The organism is Streptomyces sp. NBC_01478 (genome assembly GCF_036227225.1).
Taxonomy (GTDB): domain Bacteria; phylum Actinomycetota; class Actinomycetes; order Streptomycetales; family Streptomycetaceae; genus Streptomyces.
In genome coordinates, this window is record NZ_CP109444.1 from 3930199 (window position 1) to 3952296 (window position 22098).

The 22098-nt window shown below is 68.7% G+C and carries 14 protein-coding genes and 1 pseudogene; 9 read left to right on the plus strand and 6 right to left on the minus strand.

The annotated features are described in order from the left end of the window. Positions 1 to 79 precede the first annotated feature (79 nt). Entirely contained in the window at positions 80 to 406 is a 327-nt protein-coding gene (locus tag OG223_RS17645) for a hypothetical protein (protein ID WP_329249147.1), read from the plus strand. Positions 407 to 558: 152 nt separating this feature from the next. Here OG223_RS17645 and OG223_RS17650 read toward each other — a convergent pair whose 3' ends face one another. Beyond that, entirely contained in the window at positions 559 to 2055 is a 1497-nt protein-coding gene (locus OG223_RS17650) for a hypothetical protein (protein WP_329249150.1), read from the minus strand. A gap of 413 nt (positions 2056 to 2468) precedes the next feature. Between OG223_RS17650 and OG223_RS17655 the strand changes: the two genes are divergently transcribed. The 5 genes from OG223_RS17655 to OG223_RS17675 all read left to right on the plus strand — a co-directional run bounded on the left by OG223_RS17655 (position 2469) and on the right by OG223_RS17675 (position 10581). After that, positions 2469 to 5891 (plus strand): WD40 repeat domain-containing protein, encoded by a 3423-nt coding sequence (locus OG223_RS17655; RefSeq protein WP_329249153.1) that lies wholly within the window; start codon positions 2469 to 2471, stop codon positions 5889 to 5891. Continuing rightward, positions 5888 to 7516 carry a hypothetical protein gene (locus OG223_RS17660; RefSeq protein WP_329249156.1) on the plus strand — a complete coding sequence of 543 codons (1629 nt, stop codon included), beginning with the start codon at positions 5888 to 5890 and terminating at the stop codon, positions 7514 to 7516. Before OG223_RS17655 ends, OG223_RS17660 begins: the two co-directional genes overlap by 4 nt. After that, positions 7513 to 8649, plus strand: a complete 1137-nt coding sequence (locus OG223_RS17665) for a hypothetical protein (RefSeq protein ID WP_329249159.1) — start codon at positions 7513 to 7515, stop codon at positions 8647 to 8649. Before OG223_RS17660 ends, OG223_RS17665 begins: the two co-directional genes overlap by 4 nt. Before the next feature lie 92 nt (positions 8650 to 8741). Further along, on the plus strand, positions 8742 to 9971 hold the full coding sequence (locus tag OG223_RS17670) for a hypothetical protein (RefSeq protein WP_329249162.1): 1230 nt from the start codon (positions 8742 to 8744) through the stop codon (positions 9969 to 9971). 25 nt (positions 9972 to 9996) lie between these two features. Continuing rightward, entirely contained in the window at positions 9997 to 10581 is a 585-nt protein-coding gene (locus tag OG223_RS17675; protein ID WP_329249165.1) for an SLATT domain-containing protein, read from the plus strand. 657 nt (positions 10582 to 11238) lie between these two features. On the opposite strand, the gene OG223_RS17680 is transcribed toward OG223_RS17675, so the two are convergent. Both OG223_RS17680 and OG223_RS17685 read right to left on the minus strand, forming a co-directional pair. Then, entirely contained in the window at positions 11239 to 11577 is a 339-nt protein-coding gene (locus OG223_RS17680; RefSeq protein ID WP_329249169.1) for an XRE family transcriptional regulator, read from the minus strand. Then, entirely contained in the window at positions 11574 to 11951 is a 378-nt protein-coding gene (locus OG223_RS17685) for a type II toxin-antitoxin system RelE/ParE family toxin (protein WP_329249172.1), read from the minus strand. The genes OG223_RS17680 and OG223_RS17685 overlap by 4 nt, the downstream gene beginning before the upstream one ends. Positions 11952 to 12674: 723 nt before the next feature. Here OG223_RS17685 and OG223_RS17690 point away from each other — a divergent pair. From OG223_RS17690 to OG223_RS17700, 3 genes and pseudogenes are all read left to right on the plus strand, one after another. Next, entirely contained in the window at positions 12675 to 14786 is a 2112-nt protein-coding gene (locus OG223_RS17690) for a LamG domain-containing protein (RefSeq protein WP_329265331.1), read from the plus strand. Positions 14787 to 15485: 699 nt separating this feature from the next. Then, positions 15486 to 15882: pseudogene (locus tag OG223_RS17695) on the plus strand (PIN domain nuclease); the annotation flags it as partial. Positions 15883 to 16683: 801 nt separating this feature from the next. Next, a complete protein-coding gene (locus OG223_RS17700) occupies positions 16684 to 19599 on the plus strand; it encodes a helix-turn-helix transcriptional regulator (protein WP_329265333.1) in 2916 nt (971 codons plus the stop codon). 73 nt (positions 19600 to 19672) lie between these two features. On the opposite strand, the gene OG223_RS17705 is transcribed toward OG223_RS17700, so the two are convergent. From OG223_RS17705 to OG223_RS17715, 3 genes are all read right to left on the minus strand, one after another. Further along, positions 19673 to 20530, minus strand: a complete 858-nt coding sequence (locus OG223_RS17705) for a hypothetical protein (RefSeq protein WP_329249175.1) — start codon at positions 20528 to 20530, stop codon at positions 19673 to 19675. Between the two features lie 78 nt (positions 20531 to 20608). After that, complete coding sequence (locus OG223_RS17710) at positions 20609 to 21451, minus strand: hypothetical protein (RefSeq protein ID WP_329249178.1); 843 nt, start codon at positions 21449 to 21451, stop codon at positions 20609 to 20611. A gap of 41 nt (positions 21452 to 21492) precedes the next feature. After that, complete coding sequence (locus OG223_RS17715) at positions 21493 to 21897, minus strand: hypothetical protein (protein ID WP_329249180.1); 405 nt, start codon at positions 21895 to 21897, stop codon at positions 21493 to 21495. Between the last annotated feature and the right edge of the window lie 201 nt (positions 21898 to 22098).

The window sequence follows — 22098 nt, forward strand, 5'->3', positions numbered from 1 at the left end:
CTGGACATGGACCTGTTCCTGGACAAGTGCCCCTACCGCCCAACAAGCGCGTACGTGGCGAGCGACGACCGCCATACCGGTGCGGACAGTGACCGCCGCCGTACCTCGTCGACACCTCCGGCCTCGTCGTGCGGGCAGCGGCTACCGCCAGGTCCAGGACGTCTCGGCACACGCGAACCCCAGCCCCGGTGCGACCCTCTACAACCAGCAGGCGGCGGCCGGCAAGTCCGACCTCGCCTTCGCCAACCCCGCCCTCTACGCGGCAAAGGGCACCGACTTCCACGGCATCACCAGCGGCGGCAACGGCGCCGCCCGCAGCCACCGGCTGGGACTTCACCACAGGCTGGGGCTCGTACAACGCGGCGACACTGCCGAGCAAGGTGCTCGGCCGACGTCTGACACCTGACGCGCGGTCCCGTCGTGCGCCGAGGCGTGTATCGGGACCTCATGTCGCATTCCCCGGTCCGTCATCGGAGAGGGGGCGGCCAGGACCGGAGCGCGGAGTTCGCCTGTGCCCTACGGGATCAAACTGACGTGGAGATTGGCGACTCAAACTCTTCAGCCTTGGATGTCAAGACATCGTTCGTCATAGGCACCCGGTGAGCAGAAGACTCCCACCACCGAGTCGCCAATGGAGAGACTGACGGCGCTGTACTCGTCGCGCCTGACAACAACCGACGTTCCCGGTCGGTATGGCCGGTCGGGTGCGTTGGAGGACATCACTCGGCCTCTGAAGACGCCCGTGGCCCCTTCCGCCACCCTGCCGGTGACTACACCGCCCCAGGTCGGGGTGTCCACGTCGTCACACGGAGGCCCGTCGGTGGCGCAGTCCCGGAAGATCCGGAAACGGTAGGTAAATTCGCCCTGCCGCGAGATCTTGAGTGACCCCTGCGCCCAGCCCCATGAACCGGCGACCCCCTCCAACCCTGCACCCCTGGTGGGGATTGGCTTCGGCGTGACGCCTGGAGAGCTTCCCAGCCACACACGGGTGCGAGAGGGCGGGTGCCCGTCCGGGGCCGGATCGGTACCGAAGGCGAGGACCGTGCCGTCGTACTCGGCGACCGTGTCCACCCGCACCGACTGCCCGAAGCCGTCCTTGCCGCCCGTCACCCTGTTCCAGCGTCGCCCGTCGCCGGAGGACCACATGGCGCCGGTGCTCCTGGCCTCAGTCTCGGCCGACCCCACGGCAAGGTATCCGCCGGGCACTATGACCACATGGTCGATGAATCGGCGATCGCCTTCCGTACCACCGAGGCTTCCGGCCTTACGCCAGCCTGAACCGCCAGAGACGTTCCTGATCCAGGCCTCAGGGGACCGCGCCGTCGCACCGGCGGACGCTAGGGGCCCCGTCAGGACGACGGAGTCCGACGGTCCGGCGGCGGCCGCCCGCAAAGGGAGTTGTGCCCGGAGTCCGGTCGCTGTGCGCCACTTCGTGCCGTCCGGGCTCTCGATGACGAAGGACGCTGAGGGGCCCCACGGATCCTCGCACTTCGCCCACACGGTGAAACCACGCTCGTCAGCGATGACCCCCACCTCAGGTTCCTGGTCCTGCCATTGCGGACAGGCCACGTTGTGTGGCGCACCGAACGGATCCTTGTTCGCGGAGACCCACACCCGCAGGCTCCGGCCCCGCTTGCGTTCCGTGGCCTGCACGAACGGCCCGCCGTTGTGGCCCACCACGACAGTGCCGCGCGGGCCCTGGGCCGCGGCCAGCACGACATCGGAGGAGACCCCCTCGGGCAGGTACTCAACAGCGCCCCACCGCCCCCTTCCGCGGTAGCGGGTGACCGCCGGGGAGTCATCACCGTCACGCAGCACCTTGCCCCCCGCAATCACCTCTCCGTTGTACGCGGTCAGGGAACCGACCGACATGGTTCCCCCCGGCAACCGGGAAACCCGCCAGTGGATTCCGTCAACCGAGCGGTACATCTCTGATCCGCCGCCCTGCGTGCGCCCCTCGAACAGAAATCCGTCCTTCGAAGAGACGACTGTTTCAGCGGTCAGCCCGAAGAAAACAGAGGGGAGGTCGGCAAGGGGAATCTGCTGCCAGTTCACTGCGACGGAATCGGGACGGGGCTTGTCGTCACTTCCTCCGCCCTGGCACGCAGAGAGCAGTATCGCCACGCAGAGCAGGCACACAAGCCACCGAGGACTCCAGGCAAGGGGCATGGACGCTTCTGCACTCCTTCGGTCGTGAACAGTCCGGGAAAGAATGGCAGAGCTCCGCGCCTCCTGGGACGCATATGCTCACAAACGAATGATTCGAGCGATCACAGGCGATCAGATGTGTGATTTCTGTTTCTCTTGGTGCTGGTGATGCGCATGGTGTCTTCTTCCGGCATCTGAAAAGAGGCCGTCCACGAAATTCGACTTTCTCCTTCTCGTCAGGCTTCGGTTGATGCCAAGATGACCTCCCGCCGATCGTGGAGTAATAACTGCCACGCGAGGAAAGCGAACGAAAGGCAGCCGTGGCTGTGGAACGCCCGCAAACTCCCGAGGTACGCGACCTGCTGCGTCGGCTGCCCGTCGGCGCGAGCGCGACCAATCTGCATTCCTGGCTCACCGGCGCGGACCAGCCCTTGTGGGCTTTACTGACCGAGTGCGTCGCTGCGGATGACGAGGAGACGCTGCGCCTGCTCATGGAGGGGCAGACGCCCCTGCACGACGTCCTCGACGAGGCACCGGCCTGGCTCGGGCTGAGCGAGCCCGTGGACGCTCCCTTCGTCGAGGACGAGTCGGCTCCGGCGCGCGCGTTACGCGCCTACGCCGCGCTCGGGCTCGCCCTGGTCGGGGCCCGCGCGACCGCCGAGGAGCGGCTCCGTACGGGAACGTCCTGGCTCCTGCGCAGCGGCGCCGCGGCATCAACGGCCCCAGCGACGACTCTGTGGGTCCCGGAGCCGGAACTACGCCATGGAGAACGGCTGAGCGGACTCCTCACCAGCGAGTCCCTCTCCGCCTCCGTCAGCGGACACCTCTCCCTCATGCTCCTCGCACTCGACGGAGGACTGCCGAAACCCCTGCGCGGGCCCCATCTGACGGTACTCGCCGACCGCGGTGACGACGGGCCGGGGGCACGCTTCAGACTCCAACTGGACCTGGTGCGCGGACTGCCGGCCAGTCTCCTGCCGGATCCGCGCTGCATGACCTCGTTTCTCGGCGACGAAGGATTTCGCCGCTCTCTCACCGACGCCTGGGCGACCGCCAGGCCGGCGAAGCTGAAGGGCACCGTCCTCTGGTCGCTGCGTGACGGTGACGGACCCGTCGACCACGTGAGCGGTTCGTCCTTCGGCGCGGCCTTCGCCGTACTCCTCACGGATCTCGGCAGAACCAGGACCGGGGTCCGGGGACCGCTCCGGCTTCGTAGGACCAACCCGAGCACGGCCGTGGTCGGCGCTGTGTCCGCGGCGAACCCCCGAGTCGTCGAGTCCGTTACCGGATACGACAACAAGCTCAGTGTGCTGAAGGCCCAGAACCGGGTCGTCGTACCGAAAAGGGACGAGGAGCAAGCTCGGGCGGCCAATCAACACGGAGCGGTCATCGTCGGTGTGGTCACAGTGGAGGAGGCCGCGAAGGCGGCACGGCGTTTGGACGTCAGGGCGACATCGCGCCTGGTGGCCACCACGCTGGCCCTGTGCCTCACCATCTCCCTCACGGCGTGGTACTCGGCCAGAGACGAGAGCCAGCGCAACAGCGACAAGGCGGTCGCCGCAGGGCTGGCCGCGAAAGCGGTCAAACTCAGCGCCACCGAACCGCGCACGGCCGGTCTGCTGGCGCTCGCCGGGTACCAGATCGACAGCGGGAACGAAGACGCCAAGGAAGCCATGCAGGAGGTCCTGGAGACCAACCGCAACACCGTCCGCAGTTGGGTGGCCGACAAGACCGCCGTCGAGGCCCTCGCAGTGGACGACACCGGCCGCCGGGCGTACACCTCGGGCATCGACGACGCCATCCGCGTCTGGGACACCCGGTCCGGGCGGAAACTCGCCGAGGTCAGGGGGCGGGCCGCCGAACTCGTCAGGAACACCGAATCCGGCACGCTCGCCGCGCATGACGGCAGGAACCTGAGATTCTTCGACGCGTCGGGCGACATCCCGAAGCCGATGGGCACGCTGAAGGCACCGCCCTGCGTGGGAGAGTTCAGCGAGATCGTCAGGATGGCCTTCACCTCGCACAGCGCCGCGCTCACCGCAGTATGGAACGACGGCAGCATGACGAGCGTCGATCCTGTCAGTCTCACGGTGACATCGTGCGTGCACCTCAAGGACATCGCAGGGCAGCAGATCGCCGGGCAACTCGCACCGAACCGGCCGGTGCTGAGCGCGGACGTCGTGCCCCCGGGCGCCAGCCTCGCCAACGGGGCGGACGAGGCAGTCCTCCTTCTCACCACGAACGACGTGGTGAGTGTGAATCTCCGGACGCAGAAGGTGTCGCGGGTCGTGCCGGCTGCGGACGTGCCCCGTAACGCCTCTCTGGTGCGTGCGTCGGAGGATGTGGTGACACTGGCCACCGAGGGCGGCGTCCTGGCCTGGGACCGCAAGCAGAAGAGCCGGATCGCCTACCCCTTGGGCGGTCTGTCCACCCGGCCCAAGGGGCTGCAGCAGGACGGCGACCAGGTGGTGATCGCTGGAGCGAGCGGGACTGCGGTGATTCCCGTGCGCTCCTCTACCGACAGCGCCGCCGCTCCCTTGTCCGTGCCCAGCGGCGGGCGCTCCGTAGCCGCGGTGCGTGCGAGTGACGGAACGGTGATCGCGGCCGGGGACGGCGCACGCGTCACCGTGCTCGCCAACACATCCGTCCAGCGGGCGCTCCCCCCGGCCAAACCCTCCACGGGTGAGGCTTTCGGCCCTGGGCACCGGCTGCTGCTCTCCGACTACTTCATGTCCAACGACTCCTACGGCGCCTACACGATCAACGTCGACTCGACGCCTGACTGGACCAGCCCTGCGGGCTCCTCGTACAAGACTGTGGTCGACTACCCTGCCTCGGCGTCGTACATCAACTCCCTGGCCGTGTCGGACAAGTTCGTCGGGGCCGCCGGTCTGGCCGGGGGGCTCGGAGCCGTGACGGTGTGGAAGAAGGACGGCACCTTCCTCCAGCAGATGTTGATGTCTCCTCAAGAGGACCGGAAGCGCAAGTCGACCGACCGCATCGTCACCCAGGTCGGTTTCGTCCCGGAGCCCGGCCTCATGGTGGCGCGGCACGTCTCCGGAGCGGTCGGCATCTGGTCGACCAGGAACTGGGACCGCTTGGGCACGATCTCCCTTCGCCCCGGCACGACAGCCATGGCGCTCCACGGACGCACCGGGTTCTTCATCGAGGGCGAAGCACAGGCCGCCCGACTCGTCGAGGTGGATCTCGTCACCCGCAAGAAACTGCGCTCGATCCCCGCTCCGGAAGTGACCCGACTGTCGCTCTCGGCGGACGGATCCCGGCTCCTGACCCTCACCTGGGACGGCAACACCATCGGACTCCTGGACAGCAGGAAGCTGACTCCGTTGGCCAAGCCGCTACAACTGCCCACCGGCGAGTTCGTCGCCGACGCCGAGATCTCTCCGGACGGCCGACTGGTAGCCACCGCGCTGGGGGACCAAGTCCTCGTCCACAACCTGACCACCGGTCGCCAGACCATGCCCGCGCTGCGCGACATGAACGGCAATGATGTGGTGTCCCTGGCCTGGTCACCCGACGGCGCCTATCTCGCCGGAGGCTCGCTGCCCCCCGTGAGGGAGACCAGGGGACCCGGCCCAGTCGACATCTGGAAGATGACCGAGGGATCCCTCAGGAAGCGGATGTGCGACTGGACGGACGGCGGCCTCTCGCGGGAAGACTGGAAGAAGTACGTCGCCCACTCGGTGGCCTTCATCGACCTCTGCAAGGGTGTCACCAAATGAACCGGATCCGCGGAGCGGTGAGATGGGCAGCAGTCCTGGCCGCGGGAATGGTTCTGCTCGGGGCGAGTTGCAGTGCGCCGAGTGGGGACGACGCCACGCCGGGCGGAAAGGCGCCGGGCGCGACCGGCCACGGCACCCCGGTTCTCGCATTCGTCCGGCCGAAGGCACGGGAGATGGTCCTGGCGGACGCGGCAGGCCGGACATGGCGGGGCGCGCGGCTGAGCGCACCCGCGGACGCTGTCCGCTGGTCACCCGACGCGACCGCGCTGGCGTGGATCGACGCCGAGTACGACAGCCCGGACGGCCGGAAACTGCATGTCCTCGACGTCGCCACCGGGCGCGAACGGGCAACGCCCTGCCCCTGCCGGGGCATTGGCTTCCTCGGCGACGACGTGGCCACGGTGACCACGGACGGTGACGCGCTCCTGCTCTTCCCACTCCGCGGACAGCCCCGTCGTCTGCCGCTCAGCAGCGCCCAGCCTCCCTACGCCAAGGTCGCCGCCGGCGGTCGGGACCAAGTGACCGTGGCCAGCCCGCTGCCCGAGTTACAGGCGGGCCGCGGCCAGTACCAACTGGTCGCCGTCGACGGATCGGGCGTCGTGTCGCCGTTCCGGCCTGCCGGAACCCCCACCTCGTTCCTGGAGGGCCTCCAGTCTCCCGGCGGACAGGACATCGCCTGGAGTTTCTACGACTCCGGAGGTGCCTGCTGGAACGTCTCCGGCATCCGCCTCGCGACTTATGGCCGGGAGGGCCGACAGGCACCGGATCGTCCCACCGACGCGGCGATGGTCCGGGCCCTACTGAAGGATCGTGTCACGGTCCAATCCTTTGCCTGGGCAGGCCAAGGGCTAACAGTGACCTTCGGCCCGCAGGTGAACTGCCAGGTAGCGCAGACGAAGCGCTTCGTCTCGTACTACTTGAAGGACGGCAGGTGGCACTACATCGGATCAGGAATGCTGGCGGTCGGCTACGGCGCCCGGGGACGCGCGGTACGGCTCCTGGCGCCCCAGCGGCCGCAGACCCAACCGCCGGAAGAACTCCCCGTGCCGGTCGGGGACCTGGAGTTCACCGACCAGCAGGGCAAACGGCGTGTCATCAGCACAGGGGTGTCGTCGTTCTCCTTCACGCCTACGGAAAGCACGAGAGCGAACGAACCCAAGACCACGCCCCAGCCTGAGCAGACCGAAGTCGCCCGCACGGACGACCGTGGAGGTCCCGTCCCGCAGCCACTGCGCGCGCTGGCTCAGCGCATCAGGGATGCTGCGCGAGCCGGCGACGTGTCACTCCTGCGGTCACTGTGCGACCTGTGCGATGAGGAGACCCTTGCGGCCCTCCCGACCGCCGCGGGACGCCGCGAGCTGGTACGGCTGTTGAGCAGCCACCCCGGCCGTACCGGGAACGGCATCGTGTTCCCCGGCCTAGCGGCCCACCACTGCGTCGACGAGCCCGGCCAGGACGTCAGCTGCACCTCCGAACAGATCGAGGACATCGGCCTGTTGGACATTCCGCAGGAGGACGACGACTCGTACGACGGCACCACGTACGCGCCTGACCTCGACCACAGGCTGCAACTGCGGCTGGGGGCGGGCGGCAAGGCTCTCTGGGTGGGGAGGTACACACCATGACCTGCACGGAGGATGCCGGAGGTCCGCACTCCGAGTGCTCCGGCAACCACGGCACGGAACAGCGTGCTCCGGCCGGCCCGGTGATGGTCGGAGACATGGTCGACGGGGAACGTGTCAGCGGATTCGGATACGCGCCACCCCCGGCGCCCATGTTGCCCAGCTCGCACAACGACCGCCTGCTGACGGAGAGCGACCGCGGCGAGGCCGTGCCTCCGCGGCGCCTCGTCCCCGCGTCCAGGGCGCCGGGCCCGTACGACGAGCGGTTGCCCCACCAAAGGCTCCCGCAGCACTGCGTAGTGCCCGCCGCCTGCGGCTTCCCGTCCCTCCCGGCAGCCGTGAACGACCTTCTGACGACCGTGTCCTCGCCCTGGGCACGTGTCGTCGACCCCATCGCCACGACAGTGCGCACGGCCGGACACGAAGTCTGGCTGAGCGGCGGAGCTCCCCGGGAGCTCCTGTCCGGTCGTGGGCCCGAGGCGGTGCGCGATCTGGATCTGACGGGCACCGCGCCGGCGGGCCGCTTCGCGGAGCTGACCCGTCAGGCGCTGGACGAGGACGGCGAGACCTACGAACTCCGCATCCCCGTGAGCCCTGACACCCTGGTCTGCTCCGTACTCGGCAGCGATCAGTCGGCGCCCTTGGTCGAGTACCGCGGTCTGGGCCTCGGCGGTTTCGAGTTCCCTGCCACCGGCACCGATCTCGTCGCGGACAGCCGGCAACGGGACTTCACGGTCAACAGCCTCCTCTACGACTTCAAGCGCCACCTGGTCATCGACGCGAGCGAACGCGGCCTGAAGGACCTGGCGGAACCGGGGCGAGCGCTGGTGCCCGTCGACACCTCGCCCGATCCTCTGGTCCAGGCCTCCACGGCCCTGCGAGCCGTGAAATTCCTCGTTCGGTGGGAGACGGACGGCCCGGCGAACATCCGCGAGTTGCGCGCGTGGTCGCTCGGGTTCCCCGACGATCTGGCCGACCGCGTCCGCGCACGAGGGCCACACATCTGGGGCCAACTGCGCACGCTGCACGACGAGTGCGTGGACGGCTTGCCGGAGGACCGCCAGACAGCCGCCGGGAGCATGCTCGGGCAAGGCGTGGAGAAGCTGTTGAAGGCACTGCGGCAGGAAGCAGAGTGAACGGCTCCGCGTCGGCTCGGCACCGGCCTCTCGCACGCTGGGTCGCTCACACCACCGTCTCCAGTTCCGGGACGCACCTCGTCACGGGACCGGTGAACGACGGTGCGGAGCGGACCGACGCCCGAGTGCTCCCGCTGTTCGAGAACGGGGCGTGGCGCAGGACAAGCGTGCTCGCGAGCCGGGAGGGCGCCTCAGTGGCCCGCGTTCTGGCCCTTCACCACCCGGTACTCGGCATGACCTACGTCGAGTTGGACGACCAGGGCAGGCCCCTGCAGGTGAGCCCGGAAGGCACGGAACTGATCGCCCGGATGGAGACGGACTGGAACGCTCCGGCAATGGGACTGGATCTCCTGGGCATCCTGGCCGGGGAAAGCCCGGACCTCCGCTACTTTCTGCTGCACCGGCTCGACATGGAGACCGATCCGCCTCCGGTGCTCTTCCACACGCTTCCCTGGGCCGCGTTGGACACGGTCGCGGAGAACGTTCTGACCCTGCTCGACGGGACGCCCTCCGTCGAGCCCCCCGTTCACGAACTGCGTCACTGGTTCGCCCCCGCGGTGACCAGGGTCGCCGGTCCCCTCGCGGTTCTGGAACGCGGGATGCGGGAGGGCCGTGACCCCGCAGTCCTCCGCCATGAGGCCGTCTCCCTGATGACAGGCCTGCTGGCGGCCCGAGCCGATCGGATTCCTGGTTCGACAGCCCACTTACTCGGTCATCTGGTGGAGCGGCTGAGCACGCAGGACGCGCTGCTGGGACACACCGCCCGGGTGATCAGATTCCGTCTGCGCCCCAGCTCCGGAGCCCGCCACCAGCCTTCCCTGACTCTCCGGTTGGAGTCGGCGCTGCCGGCCGCTGCGCGGACGGCCGGAACCTCTCACGAGCGAACCGTCCGGGACGGCCCGTTCGAAGCAGCGGTGCAGCAGACTTCCGGGGGCCGATTGAAGGTGACGTTGACCATGCCGGCTCCCACGCGTGCCGTCGGGGGCGCCTGGGCCGTTCCGGACGGTCTCGTCGCACCGCTCGTCCTTCATGCGGGAAACACGAAACCGCGTCGCTTCTGGGTCGCTCTGCGTGGCACAGAGGAACACGCACAAGGCAACGTGACCCTGCGCACCCCGCCGGAGCGCTTCCAACTGGTGGCAGACGAGCCCGCCGTGCCGTTCGCGGCTCTCCGGCCCGTCCCGCCAGCGGAGTTGGTGCCTTCGCTGCGTGCTTCCTCCGTGGCGACTTTGCGCCTGTGGAAGCAGGCATCGGAGGCTCTCCCACCTGACCATGCGGTCCCCGTGGCCCTCAGGCTCCACCGGGAGGAGCTCAGCCGCTGACTCCGGACCTGGCCGGTGGCTACCGATGACAAGGAGGCACACAGTGGCAGAGAGCTCCCAGGACAGTGCGCGAGCCCGGCGGTCAGCGATAGTCGACGAGCTCCGCAGGCTGGAGGAAAGCGCCATGTACAGCGCCCAAATGCAGTTCGAAACTGCGAAGTACTGGCGCGGAGTGCATCTGATGATGGGCATTCCCACTAGCCTGCTGGCCGCTGTCGCCGGTACGACCGCGCTGGTGGAGTCGACGGGACGCATCGCCGCCGGGATACTCGCGCTGGTCTCGGCCGGCCTCGGCGCCGTTATGACCACCGTGAACGCACCCCAGCGGATGGCCCATGCCACGACCTGCGCGAACACCTACCTGGAGGTACAGACGGCCGCCCGCCAAACCCGTGCCGTTGATCTTCCGTCGATGCCCATAGCCGACGCACGAGCCACCCTGGCAGAGTTGACCGCGCGCCGTGACGAACAGAACAGAGCTGCGGATCCACCGACCCGGCGCGCGTACGGACGGGCCCAAGCAAATATCAGGTCGGGGGGGCAGACGTACGTGGTGGATGATGAAGCAGTGGCGCACCCCGGTGCGACCGGACCCAGCACATCTGGCTGACCTCAGGTGCGCTGGCGGATCCGGTTCGATGCCACTCTGGCCAGCGCATTTTGGCGACTGTGCCCCCATTGCCTCTTCGTAGACCCACCTCGAAGTCATTGGCCACATGCATGATGGTGTGGTCATGGTGCACCCCTGTCGCGCACACCAGCAGATCGATCGAGCCCGCCACGCGATGCACCCTTACCACCCAGATAGCCGTGCTTGTCAGTGCCGCCGAGCGCGCGGCACTGACATCGAGAACCACCACTCGCCCTCGGATCCCGCTACGCCGTCTCCGGCTGTCCCAGCCAGGTGGAAGACGCCTCACCCGGCTCCAAGCGCTGACCCACCGCTGTGGCTCGATGGGGAGACGAACACGCGGACACGGTCGGGCTCGCTGGTGACCATATGCCGGGAGTGGCACAACATCATGTAGCTCCGCGCCGTCATCACACCAGTTCTGTCCGCGGGCAGAGGTGGTCCGGCGACCGCAGGCTGGGCCAGCACCATCTGCCCGTGTTCTTTGCGCAAGCGGAGATGATCGCTCTGAGCGCGTTCGCCGAAGGCATCGACTGTCACACGCCAACAGTGACAGGGCATCGGAACACATTCAGCTTTCGGCGGTCCGAAACCCGAGCAACTGCCTGGGACACCGCCGCCGCTGAGACACGCGGGCTAGCCAAGGACGTAGGTCTCATCACCGAAGTCAGCGACGATCTTCAGCTTGCCGCCGAGCGCCTTGACGTAGGCAGCCAGGGTGTCGACCTCGCTGCGCTCCAGTTGGCCCTTCTCGATACGCGAGACGCGAGCCTGAGTGACGCCCATGGCCGCGGCAACCTGAACTTGTGTGGTGTGCTGCCGCTTCCGCAACTCGGCGAGCCGGTGGACACGGGACGCGAGGACCAACGCCTGCGCCCCCTTCTGGATCTGGTCCTTCTCAGCATCAGTGAAGGAGAAGTCCTCGGCCAGATCTTCCCAGGAGACGGCCTGCGGGTCCTTGAGGTGATCAGTCATCGTTCCCCGTCCTCTCCATCGATTCGCTTCAGATGCTCTGCATACGCCTGCTCCGCCTGGGGCACCGCGACGCGGTACCAACCGGACCAGTTGCCCGCCTTGTCACCGCCGACCAGGATCACGGCCTGGCGGTCCGGGTCGAACACGAACAACAAGCGCACTTCCGTGGCCCCCGCCGAACCGGGGCGGAGTTCCTTCAGGTTGGGCAGCGCCGAGCCTTTGATCGTGTCCACCAGAGGCCGGCCCAACGCAGGACCTTCCTCCTGAAGGGCGGTGACAGCCTGGCTGACCTGAATCAGAGTGTCGCGGTCAGTGCGGCGCAGACCGTGCAGCCACGAAAGAGCCGGCTCGACCACGACAATCTTCCAAGCCATGCACGCGCCCCCATCTGCACTTTATTACGCCTATAGCATACACCACTGGTGTAATAGACGGCACGGATCGCGTTCACCTCGGCGGACATCCGTTGCTCAGCCTCGCCACCGAACCGGTCGGGACCCACCAGCACCGCGTCACACCGACAGAGGGAAGCGACCCCCAGTCAACTGATCGCAGCTCACGAAACCTTCAATGACACCCACGCGATCAGGAACGACCAGGGATGGCAGTACGCCGACCACCGGGCCTGGGTGCCGGTCGACTCCGGCAATGTCACAGCCTCACAAGCGTCACCCTGGACGTAGGCAAAGCAGGATCCACTGCACCACGCGCAGCGTTCGCTGCACGCCACACACTCTCGGAAAACCATGTTTTCGCAGGTCAGAAGGTTTCTTCCCGAGTAGCGAAGGTGGGGCGGGTGGGACTCGAACCCACGGCCGACGGATTATGAGTCCATTGAGGATCTTGGCGGGCCTTGTCGATCCATGCTCATCTTGGTCCTTTTCCCAGTTCAGGCAGGTTTTGGTGCCTCTGTTCCTCTGCCCTTGTCAGTCTTTTCGACGACACCGAAGTTCTGGAACAGGTCGGCCAGGAAACCCTTTCCGTGCTGTCAGTGGTCTCTGTTAGCTTCAGGCGCTCGTGTGATCCACGAGCATCAAGCGCTCACAGGGGAGGGCCACTTGACCAGGTTCACAAGGACAGGCAGACGCAGACGCACGGTGGTGGGGAGCTGTGCGGCGGCGCTGTTGGTCACGGCTGCCGGGACGGCGTACGCGGTGGACAACCTGCCGCCGAATCAGCCGCTTGTCCAAGACCTCCAGTCGGGAGGCAAGGCATGCGCGACCGGTGACGACACACCATACGTTTCGACGCCGCCCAGGCTCAGTGCAGTGCTGTACGACCCGGAGGAGGACAACCAGCCCTCCGAATCCAGCCCGCTCAGTGGCGAGTTCGAAGCCTGGTGGACGGACGCGGCCGGAGTGAAACAGCAGCGTACCTACACCTCCATCACTCTTTCCTCGGGGTCGCGCCAGTACTGGACGATGCCGAACGACATCCCGGCGAACACCGTCGTCTCCTGGCATGTCCGCGCGAACGACGGCAAGGCGACCTCCACGTGGAGCGACGAGGGCGACGGCTCGGTCTGCTCCTTCGTGTACGACGACGTGAGCCCGGAGAAGGCGACGATCACCTCTCCCGAATACCCCAACCCGGAGGACGTGTTCTGGGTGGACGGAGTGGGCGTCTACGGCCACTTCACCATGGACTCGCCTTCCGACGACGTGGTGTCGTACACGTACGGCTTCACGGGCGGCCCTTACGGCACCGTCTCCGCGGAGCGGCCGGGCGCGGCCGTGACCATTCCGTACCTGCCGCTCTCCGCGGGACCCAAGTCGCTGACGGTCCGCGCGATCGACCGGTCGGGCCGAAGCAGCGGGGAGTCGCGTTACGACTTCAACGTGCAGGCCGGCCGCGCTCCCGTCGCCCGCTGGAAGCTGGACGACCCGGCGGACTCCGGCTCGGCCGCCGCCGAGACCGGCACCGCCGCCCGTGCCGGGACCGGCGTGACCTTCGGCGGCCCGGCGCCCACCGGCACCACGGCCACCACCACGGTCGGCCTCGACGGCAGCGACCACGCCTTTCTGACCCCGGACGCCCCGGCGACCGACATCCGTAAGACCTTCGCGGTGAGCGCGTGGGTACGGCCCGCCGAAACGGGCCGGAACATGACCGTCGTCAGCCAGGATGCCGACGGGGCACCCGGCTTCGACCTCGGGCTGCGCCACGAGGACTCCGGGCCCGCCTGGTCGTTCGCGATCGGCGGCGCGCAGGTGTCCGGCGGCGCCCCCGAGACCGGCGAGTGGGCCCATCTGCTGGGGCTGTACGACGCCGAGACCGGAAAGGCGCGGCTGTACGTCAACGGCCACGAGGCCGGGACCGCGGCCGACGCGACTCCCGCCGAGGCGGCCGGCGCCTTCCAGATCGGGCGCGCCCTCGGTGCTGCCGACTATGGGGACCAGTGGCACGGGGACATCGGTGACGTACAGGTTCACGACCGGGTCGTGGTGCCGGACGAGGTAGCCGAACTGGCCTACCGCAAGCCAACGTTGCTCGGCCACTGGTCGCTGGAGAACGCGACGGACGGTGTGAGCCCCGCGCAGTCGGGCGGCGCGCCGCTGCGGCTCGGCGCGGGGGCTTCGATCTACCGGGGCTCCGACAGTTCCTGTATCCCGGAGATCGACCCGGACTGCACCTACGTGCCGCCGCCACTCGTCGGTGACGGGCATCTGCTGCTGGACGGCGAGAGCGGGTACGCCGCTGCCGACGGGCCCGTCGTGGACACCGGGGACAGCTTCACTCTCGGCGTCGTCGTACGCCTCGCGGACTCCGAGCCCGCCCACCCGATGACCGTGCTCTCGCAGGCAGGCGAGCACACCGACGCCTTCAAGGTGCGCTACGAGCCGTCCACGCACACCTGGCAACTGGTGATGCCGGAGAAGGACGAGGCCGGAGCCCCCGAGAAGGTGGTGTCCCAGATCGTGGGCGCGGACGGAGGCGAGGGCCAAGGCCATCGCCTCGCCGTGGTCTACGACGACGCCACCGACACGATCAAGCTCTACGTCGACGGCTACACCAACGCCCAGGCGACCGCGAGCCTCCCCAACGGCTGGCACAGCACCGGTGCCCTCCAGATCGGCCGGGCCAGGTCCGGTGACGGCTGGGGCGAGTACCTGCATGGCGACGTGGACGAGGTACAGGCCTACTCCGGCGCGCTGAGGGACGGCGACGTCTCGGGCCTGGGGTCGGGTACGGATCCTTGTCTGTGCTGAGACGTCATCCGCTTGTCGTTCACGGGGCTGGCCTGGTCGAACAGGGTTCCTGATCGAGTGATCGCGTGAGGGCCGACGCATGACAGCAGGGCCTCTTGGTAGTTCGGGGTTGCGAACCGAACCGATCACCAGGAGGCCCTGTTGTCGCGGTCTTTCGCATCCACGCGCGTGTGGAGTCCAACTCGGCGTCCCTGTCGTGTGACTGCCTCGTGCACAGGTTCGGCAACGCGGCGGACGGGCCGGACCGCATCCCGAGTTATGGCTCCGCATGACGGAGGCGGAGTGGCGGGTGGTGCGGCCGTTGCTGTCGGTTCCGGCCTGGCTGTTGGCCGGCAGCGTCTCGTAGTCACGCACCAGGTGACGCAGCCCCTCCGCCTCGCCGGGACGACCTCCAGCCCCAGCACTGCGGCCAGTTGCCGGCAGCGCATGCCCTCCCGGCCGGCTTCCGACTCCAGCACCGCCACGATCCGCCGGTAATCCGGCCCAAGGACCGACGCCGCCATGCCCTCCACCCGCCGCGGCACCCAAAACCGCGCTGCGAGAAGTCACGGCCCGCTACCGACGCCTGCGGGCACTCGACCAGACCCGCGAACTGGTGGCCGAGGGCGCTCCGGACATCGACCTACTGCTGGACAAGAGCGCATACCGCCCCACGAGCGCGGGCGCGACGACCGACGACCGCGGCACCGGGGCACACGGGTGACCGTCGCCGGCCACCTCATCGACACCTCCGCCCTCGCCCGCGTCCTCCTCCGCCAGAACACCGCCCAATGGGACGACACGATCGCAGCCGACCTCGTCGCGATCTGCGACCTCACCGAACCGGAAGACCTCTACTCGGCCCGCTCCACTACGGACCGCACCCGCGTGAAGGCGGCCCTCGACGCCCACTACCCCTGGTGCCCCATGCCCGACGGTGTCTACCGCCGCTCCCGCATCACCCAGGAACAGTTGACCACCAAGGGAGAACACCGCAGCGCAGGCCCCATGAACCTCCTGATGGCCGCAGCCACGGAAGAAGCGGGACTCCCCCCACCACGACGACCGCGACGACCGCGACTTCGAAACCATCGCCCGCACGATCGACCTCAAGCAGCAGAGCCCGCGCGGCACCGACGAACACCGAGCTTCCGACCGACCCGGCCGCCTGGCGGTCAGTCCGCTACGGCCCGGGCCGTCTCCCGACACCCAGAGGTCACCGGACGACACCACTTCCGGACCCTCACGTCCAGCCAGCGTCCAGAATCCGACGTCCAGACGCTCGCACAACCCACCCACGACGCCATCCTCCAGCCGTGGGCTGACACATCTACGCAGGTCAAAGTGACCTCAACTAACGCTGACGGCAACGGAGTCGAACTCACGAGCAGCGGATTCAGCCCCGTGGACTAACGCCCGGAATCCGCACCCCAGATGAGACGTTTCCGCAGGTCACAAGCCTGCACAGTGGGGCGGGTGGGACCCGAACCCACGGCCGACGGATCATGAGTCCTTTGAGGATCTTGACGGTCCTTGTCGATCAGTGTCAGTCCTGGGTGGTGCCTGTCGATGCGCTCCTGTCCTTGTGGCCCCTCAATGGCCCCTGGGGGCCGCCGAGTTGAACGCTCACCACAGCAGCAGCCGCGTCCGCCCAGTTCAGCCGAGGAGAGCGAACCCTCGCGCAGCGGATCCCCTTTCCTGTGTGCAGAGTCTCCGCCCCGGCGCCGGGAGGGCTGAGGGGGACCACCCGTCTCCGACCGGACCGACGGCTCGCCCTGTGAGATCCGTCCGTCCCGGTTCACCGACGCGGCGGTTACGACGATCACCGGGAGAGAATGATATGTGAGGGGAATGTAAAGACAGGGGGGCAACTGTGGGAGCGGACGGGGTAGTTGGGGACAGCGGGAACGGGGCTCCGTTGCTGGGCCGCTCCGTCGAGCTGGCCCGGTTCGACGCGCTGCTCGACCGTGCGGCACGCGACGCGCGCGGCACGGCGAGGGGCAAGGAGTTCGGGGACAGCGGCCGCTCCCGGCTCGTCGACATCACCGGTGAGGCAGGCATCGGCAAGAGTCGGCTGCTCGGCGAGGTCTGCGCACGGGCGCGCCGACGCGGAATGACGGTACTGCGCGGCAGAGCCACGGAGTACGAGCGGCAGGTGCCGTTCCAGGTGTTCACCGACGCGCTCGCCCACCTCGACCCGCACGCCCTGGACGGCTTTCAGGAGACCGACGCGGTGGCGCCCCTTCTTCAGCGGAGCGGCGCGGTCGACCGTTTCGGCCTGCACCGGTCCGCGGCCGTCCTGCTCGCCCGGCTCGCCACCCCGGCGGGGCTGCTGCTGGCCCTCGACGACCTGCACTGGGCGGACCCGGCGTCACTGGAGCTGCTGGACCATCTCGTACGCCATCCCCTGCACGCCCCCGTCGTCCTGGCCGTGACACGCCGTGACCGCCAGAGTCCCGAGTCCCTCGCCGCCAGGCTCACCCGGGAACTCGACACCGGCACAGTCATCAGACTCGGCCTGAGACCGCTGAGCGCACGCGACTGTGCCGAACTGGCCGGCCCCGGCCTGCCGCCCGCCGAGACCGCCGCGCTGTACGCCGCGAGCGAGGGCAATCCGTTCTACTTCCTGACCCTCCTTCAGGCCCACCGCGGGCGGGCGACGCCCGAGCCCTCGGCGCCGCCCGGGCTCGGCAGCCTACTGCTGGACGAACTGACCGTGCTCGCCCCCTCCCGGCGCGGCATCGTCGATGCCGTGGCGGTACTGGGCGAGCACGCCACCCCGGCGATGGTGAGCCGGGTGACCGGCCGGTCCGGCACCGCGTTCACGGCCGACGTCCACGCTCTCACCCGACGCGACCTGCTGCGCTCAGCCCCGCAGGGCCTGCTGACCCTGCGGCATCCGGTCGTGCGAACCCTCGTCCACGAAAGCACGCCCTTCTTGAGGCGCGTCGAGATCCACCGGCTCGCCGCGCAGGAACTGGCCCGCGCGGGCGCCTCCGCCGCCGAGCGGGCCCACCATGTGGAACAGTCGCTGACCGCCTGGGACCCGGCGGCGGTGGCCGTACTCGAAGAGGCCGCCGCACGAACCGCCCGAACGGCCCCGGCGAGCTGCGCGCACTGGCTCGATGTGGCACTCCGCCATCTTCCGCACACTCCCGAACACGCTTCCCGGCGCCGTGAGTTGGTCCTGAGGCGGGCCCGTGCCCTGGCTGCGTGCGGTGGTCTGCGCGAGAGCCGCGACCTGCTCCAGGAGCTGATCGCCACCCCGCGGCGGTCATCCGGTGGCCCGGCCACCGGCGAGAACCAGGGCCTCAGAGTGCGCGCGGTCGTCCTGTGCGCGCTGGTGGAGCGTCATCTGGGGCGCTGCACCGAGGCAGTCGCGCTGTTACGCCGCGAGCTGGCCCGCGACCCCGCTCCGGCCGACGTCGTCCGGCTCGGTCTGGAGCTGGGCTCGGCCGCGCCCCAGGACAGCGACACCTCGTACACCCAGGTGCGCACGGAGGTCGAGGGGGCGCTCGCGGCGGCCCGGTCCATGGGGGACGAGGTCGGGGAGGCGGGCGTCCTCGCCGTAGCAGCCTTGGGAGAAGCGTACGAGGGCAACATGACCGCGGCGCACGGATTCGCCCGGCAGGCCGCCGCCCTGGTCGACTCCCTGCCCGACAACGATCTCACCGCGTTGTGCGAACCACTGGCCCGACTCGGCTGGGCGGAGGCCTTCCTGGAGCACTACCCGGACGCCGAGCGGCACGCGGAGCGCGGCCTCGACATCGCCCGCCGCAGCGGTCAGCTCTATGTAGTGCCCCATCTACTGCTGTGCCTGTCCCATGTCCGGGTCCAGACCTGCCGGATCTCCTCGGCGCTGGAACTCGCCGACCAGGCCGAGGACATCGCCCGTGGGATCGGCAGCGACCAGTTGCTCGCGTTCGTACTGGCGAGCAAGGCCGCGGCACTCGTCGCCGCCTGCCCGCCGGGCGATCCGCGCCCTCTCGCCGTCGCCGAGGAGGCGGTGGCCGCGGCCGGTACCGGGGTCGACTGGTGGGCCTCCACAGCCTGGTGCATCTTCGGCTGGGCCGCGCTCATGGCCGGCGACCCGGTCCGCGCCCGGGACGCGATGCTCCGGGCGGGCGGCCCAGAACTGCAGCGGATCCAGCCCTCGATGCGGCCGCTCTACCTGGAGATCCTGGTCACGGCCGCACTGGTGACGGGCAGGTCCGAAGAGGCCCGCGGCTGGGCCGAGCGAGCGTGCAAGGAGGCGGAACAACTGGGGCTGCCGATGCTGCGGGCGTCCGCGCTGCGCAGCACCGCCCATCTGCCGCTGGCGCAGGGGGACACGGCAGCGGCGGCGGATCTGTTCGCGGAGGCCGCGGCGGAGAGCGCCCGCTGTGGCGCGGTCTTCTGGGAGGCCTACTCGCTGCTGCTCGGCGCCCCGCTGGAAGCGGCGGCGGGCCATGGCCAAGACGGCACGCGCGCCTGGCTCAGGGGTCGCCGGCTCGCCGAGGCGGGCGGCAGCGGAATCCTGGTCGGCCTCGCCGACGCCACCCGTCCGCCCGGCGGCGGCTCCGAGACTCCGTACGGTTCCCCGGACCGCGCCGAACTCACCGAGCGGCTGGCCACCCTGACCGCCCGGGAGCTGGAGATAGCCGAACTGGTGGCGCAGGGGCTCACCAGCCAGGCCATAGCGGACCGGCTCTACGTCAGCCGCCGTACCGTCGAGACCCATGTCTCCCGCGCCTTCCGCAAGACCGGGGTCTCCTCGCGTACTGCCCTGGCCACGCTGATGGCCCGCCGACGCACCGGGAGCCGTTTCGGGGGCGCTCGCACGGAGCAGGACTGAGCGTGCTCCAGGTGCCCTCGGCGGTGATCGGTGCGCCTCTGACCGGCCACAGCCGTCTCGGCCGGGAAGCCGCCTACCTGACGTCGACGAAGTCGCCGGGCGCCGTCGCGGCGCCGGTCGTGGTGGTGCCGGCGAAGACGAAGCGGTAGTAGCCGTCGGAACCGGCCTTGGTGGTGGTGCTCAGGGTGCCGGTGCTGCTGGTCTTGACCGTCTTGAGGGTGGTGTAGGTGCTGCTGCCCTTCTTGCGGAACTGCAACTTCACTGGCTGGGACACGTAGCCCGCGTACTTGCCCGTGGTCCAGTTGGCGCGACTCAGCTTGCCGGTGACCGTGATGGTCTTGCCCTTCTTCACCGGCTCCGGGGAGGCGTTGACGGTCAGCTTGGCGGCACGCTTGATACTCGCCCTGACGACGTCGTCGTCGATACTGACGTTCAGGTAGAGGTCGAAGGCGCCCAGGAAGAGCTTCCAGGGTCCAGCGGTGCCGTTGCCGTCCTTGAAGTCGACCGCGGGGTCGATGGTGAAGACCGTCTTGCAGCTGTAGCTGTAGCCGCCCTGAACCGTCGTCTCCGTGCAGACGGGGTCGTCGTCCGTCCCCAGGGCGCCGGTGATGGTGTCCGTGTTCGAACTGTCGGTGCCCTGCCACAGGAACGCCTGGGTGAGGGCCAGGCCTTCCTCGTCGAAGGCGGTGAACGTGACGGGAACGGCCTTCTTGCCCGTCACGCCGAGAACGACGTCCTTGCCCTTGTTGACGACCCCGTCCTTGAAGGTGGTGCCGCCGATGGCGTCCCTCGGCCGGACGTTGTGGGAGGCGAGGGATCTGAGATCCGTCGCCGCATCGTAGTGCTCCGCTCCCTGGGCGGCGCCCGGAAGAACGAGCGCCGAGAGGACGAGGGCGCCGGAAAGGACGGTGGCGGCGGTGTACGTACGCATGTGATTTCCCCAAGGTGAAGTGAAGAGGTCAAGAAGTCGGTGCGCGCCCGGCCCCGCGGAAGGGGCTCAGGCAGTGGCTCAATGAATGGCTGAGGGCGCGGCTGAGGGCGCGGAAGTGCCGAAGATGTCGCCGAGGTCGAAGCTGCTTTCGGGCGTCGGGTACAGGTCCGTCGGCTGGGAGCCCGGTGCGGGTACATCGGCCGGGTCGGCGGTGGGCTTGCCGTCCGGGCTGCACACCTGCGGTGCCGAGGGCTCGGACAGTTCGTAGTCGGCGACCCGCTGCGACCGGAAGTCCACCGTGGCGCGCCCCGAGACGTCCCGTGCGCCGTCGACGTCGACCTCCTTGGGCAGTTCCTTGCTCGTCAGCGGCTTGCCCACGGTGATCGAGAGAAGGGCGCCCTCGCAGGGGCTGCGGTCCGTCGCGTAGAGGGACGCGGGCAGGGCGATCTTCTGGTCGACGCCCGCGTCCGTGTGGAGTTCGACGCGTTTCACCCGGCGGATGTCGAAGTAGTAGCTGGGCCGCAACCCGTTCGAGAGGCGTTCGCCGTCGGCGCCGTCCGCGACTCCGTACACCAGCTTCCAGAACTCGACCTGCACAGTGATCTTCCGGCAGAGCGGTCCGTCGTACCCCGGCAGGCTGACGACCGTCAGCGACCCCTTGTCCACATAGTTCTCCTGGGGCGTGTCGACGACGAACCGAACCCAGTCCTTGGAATCCTCGGCCGTCCACCCCGTGTTGTCGTGGCAACCGGACGCCCCGGTCGGATACGGCGGAGTGAGAGACGGGGTCGGCGAAGGGCTCGGCGACTCGGACACCCCCGTCGCACTCTCGGACGGATCCCCGGAAAGGGAGGTGTCGTGGGCGCTCGAACAACCCCCGGTGAACAGGACGGCGACGGCAAGGACCGCGACGGCAGGCACGACGGGGTGTTTCGGCCCGGGTATGCACTTCGACCCGTATCTCACTGGTCGAACCAGTTCCTGGCTTCCGCGGAACTGAAGCCCCGCAGCACGACGAAGGCGAAGGCGATGCTCGGGACGACCCCGACGCCTCCCCCCTGGAACAGGCCCAGCACACCGCTCAGCAGGCTCAGCGCCTCGATGACGATGACTGTGACACGTATCCCGTTCGACCGCTTGCCCGCGAAAACACCGCACAGCAGGAGTGCCCCCGCGATCAGCAGCGACAGCACCGCCACGAACCGGAGCAGCCCGGCCCCCTCGTCCCGACCGTGGTCCACCGCGTCGTTCACCACGGCCAGCAACAGGAATCCCGCCGCCAGGTTCAGCACGGCCTGGACCCATACCCCCACCAACGCCAGCCTGACATTCCTCGGCATCTGCGCTTTCACGCTCGGTGTCGTCATGAATGCAAGAAAACGGCACACGTGTCAGGACCACGTCGGTAGGAGTACGTATCCCATGTACGTATGTGCCGTCGCCGCCCGGCCGGCGCGATCTCCTCCGCCGTCGCTTCGGCACGCGGAAACACGCCGGCTGCTCTCGGCGACGAGGTCCGCAGGCACGAGACACGACTGCGCCCGAGGGGCACTGGCCGAGGACGGCTT

What these genes read in the sequence shown, in the direction of transcription:
- OG223_RS17705 (WP_329249175.1), bottom strand. Translation starts at nt 20,530, where the DNA reads ATGCGTACGTACACCGCCGCCACCGTCCTTTCCGGCGCCCTCGTCCTC.
- OG223_RS17665 (WP_329249159.1), top strand. Translation starts at nt 7,513, where the DNA reads ATGACCTGCACGGAGGATGCCGGAGGTCCGCACTCCGAGTGCTCCGGC.
- OG223_RS17685 (WP_329249172.1), bottom strand. Translation starts at nt 11,951, where the DNA reads ATGGCTTGGAAGATTGTCGTGGTCGAGCCGGCTCTTTCGTGGCTGCAC.
- OG223_RS17660 (WP_329249156.1), top strand. Translation starts at nt 5,888, where the DNA reads ATGAACCGGATCCGCGGAGCGGTGAGATGGGCAGCAGTCCTGGCCGCG.
- OG223_RS17675 (WP_329249165.1), top strand. Translation starts at nt 9,997, where the DNA reads ATGACAAGGAGGCACACAGTGGCAGAGAGCTCCCAGGACAGTGCGCGA.
- OG223_RS17715 (WP_329249180.1), bottom strand. Translation starts at nt 21,897, where the DNA reads ATGACGACACCGAGCGTGAAAGCGCAGATGCCGAGGAATGTCAGGCTG.
- OG223_RS17680 (WP_329249169.1), bottom strand. Translation starts at nt 11,577, where the DNA reads ATGACTGATCACCTCAAGGACCCGCAGGCCGTCTCCTGGGAAGATCTG.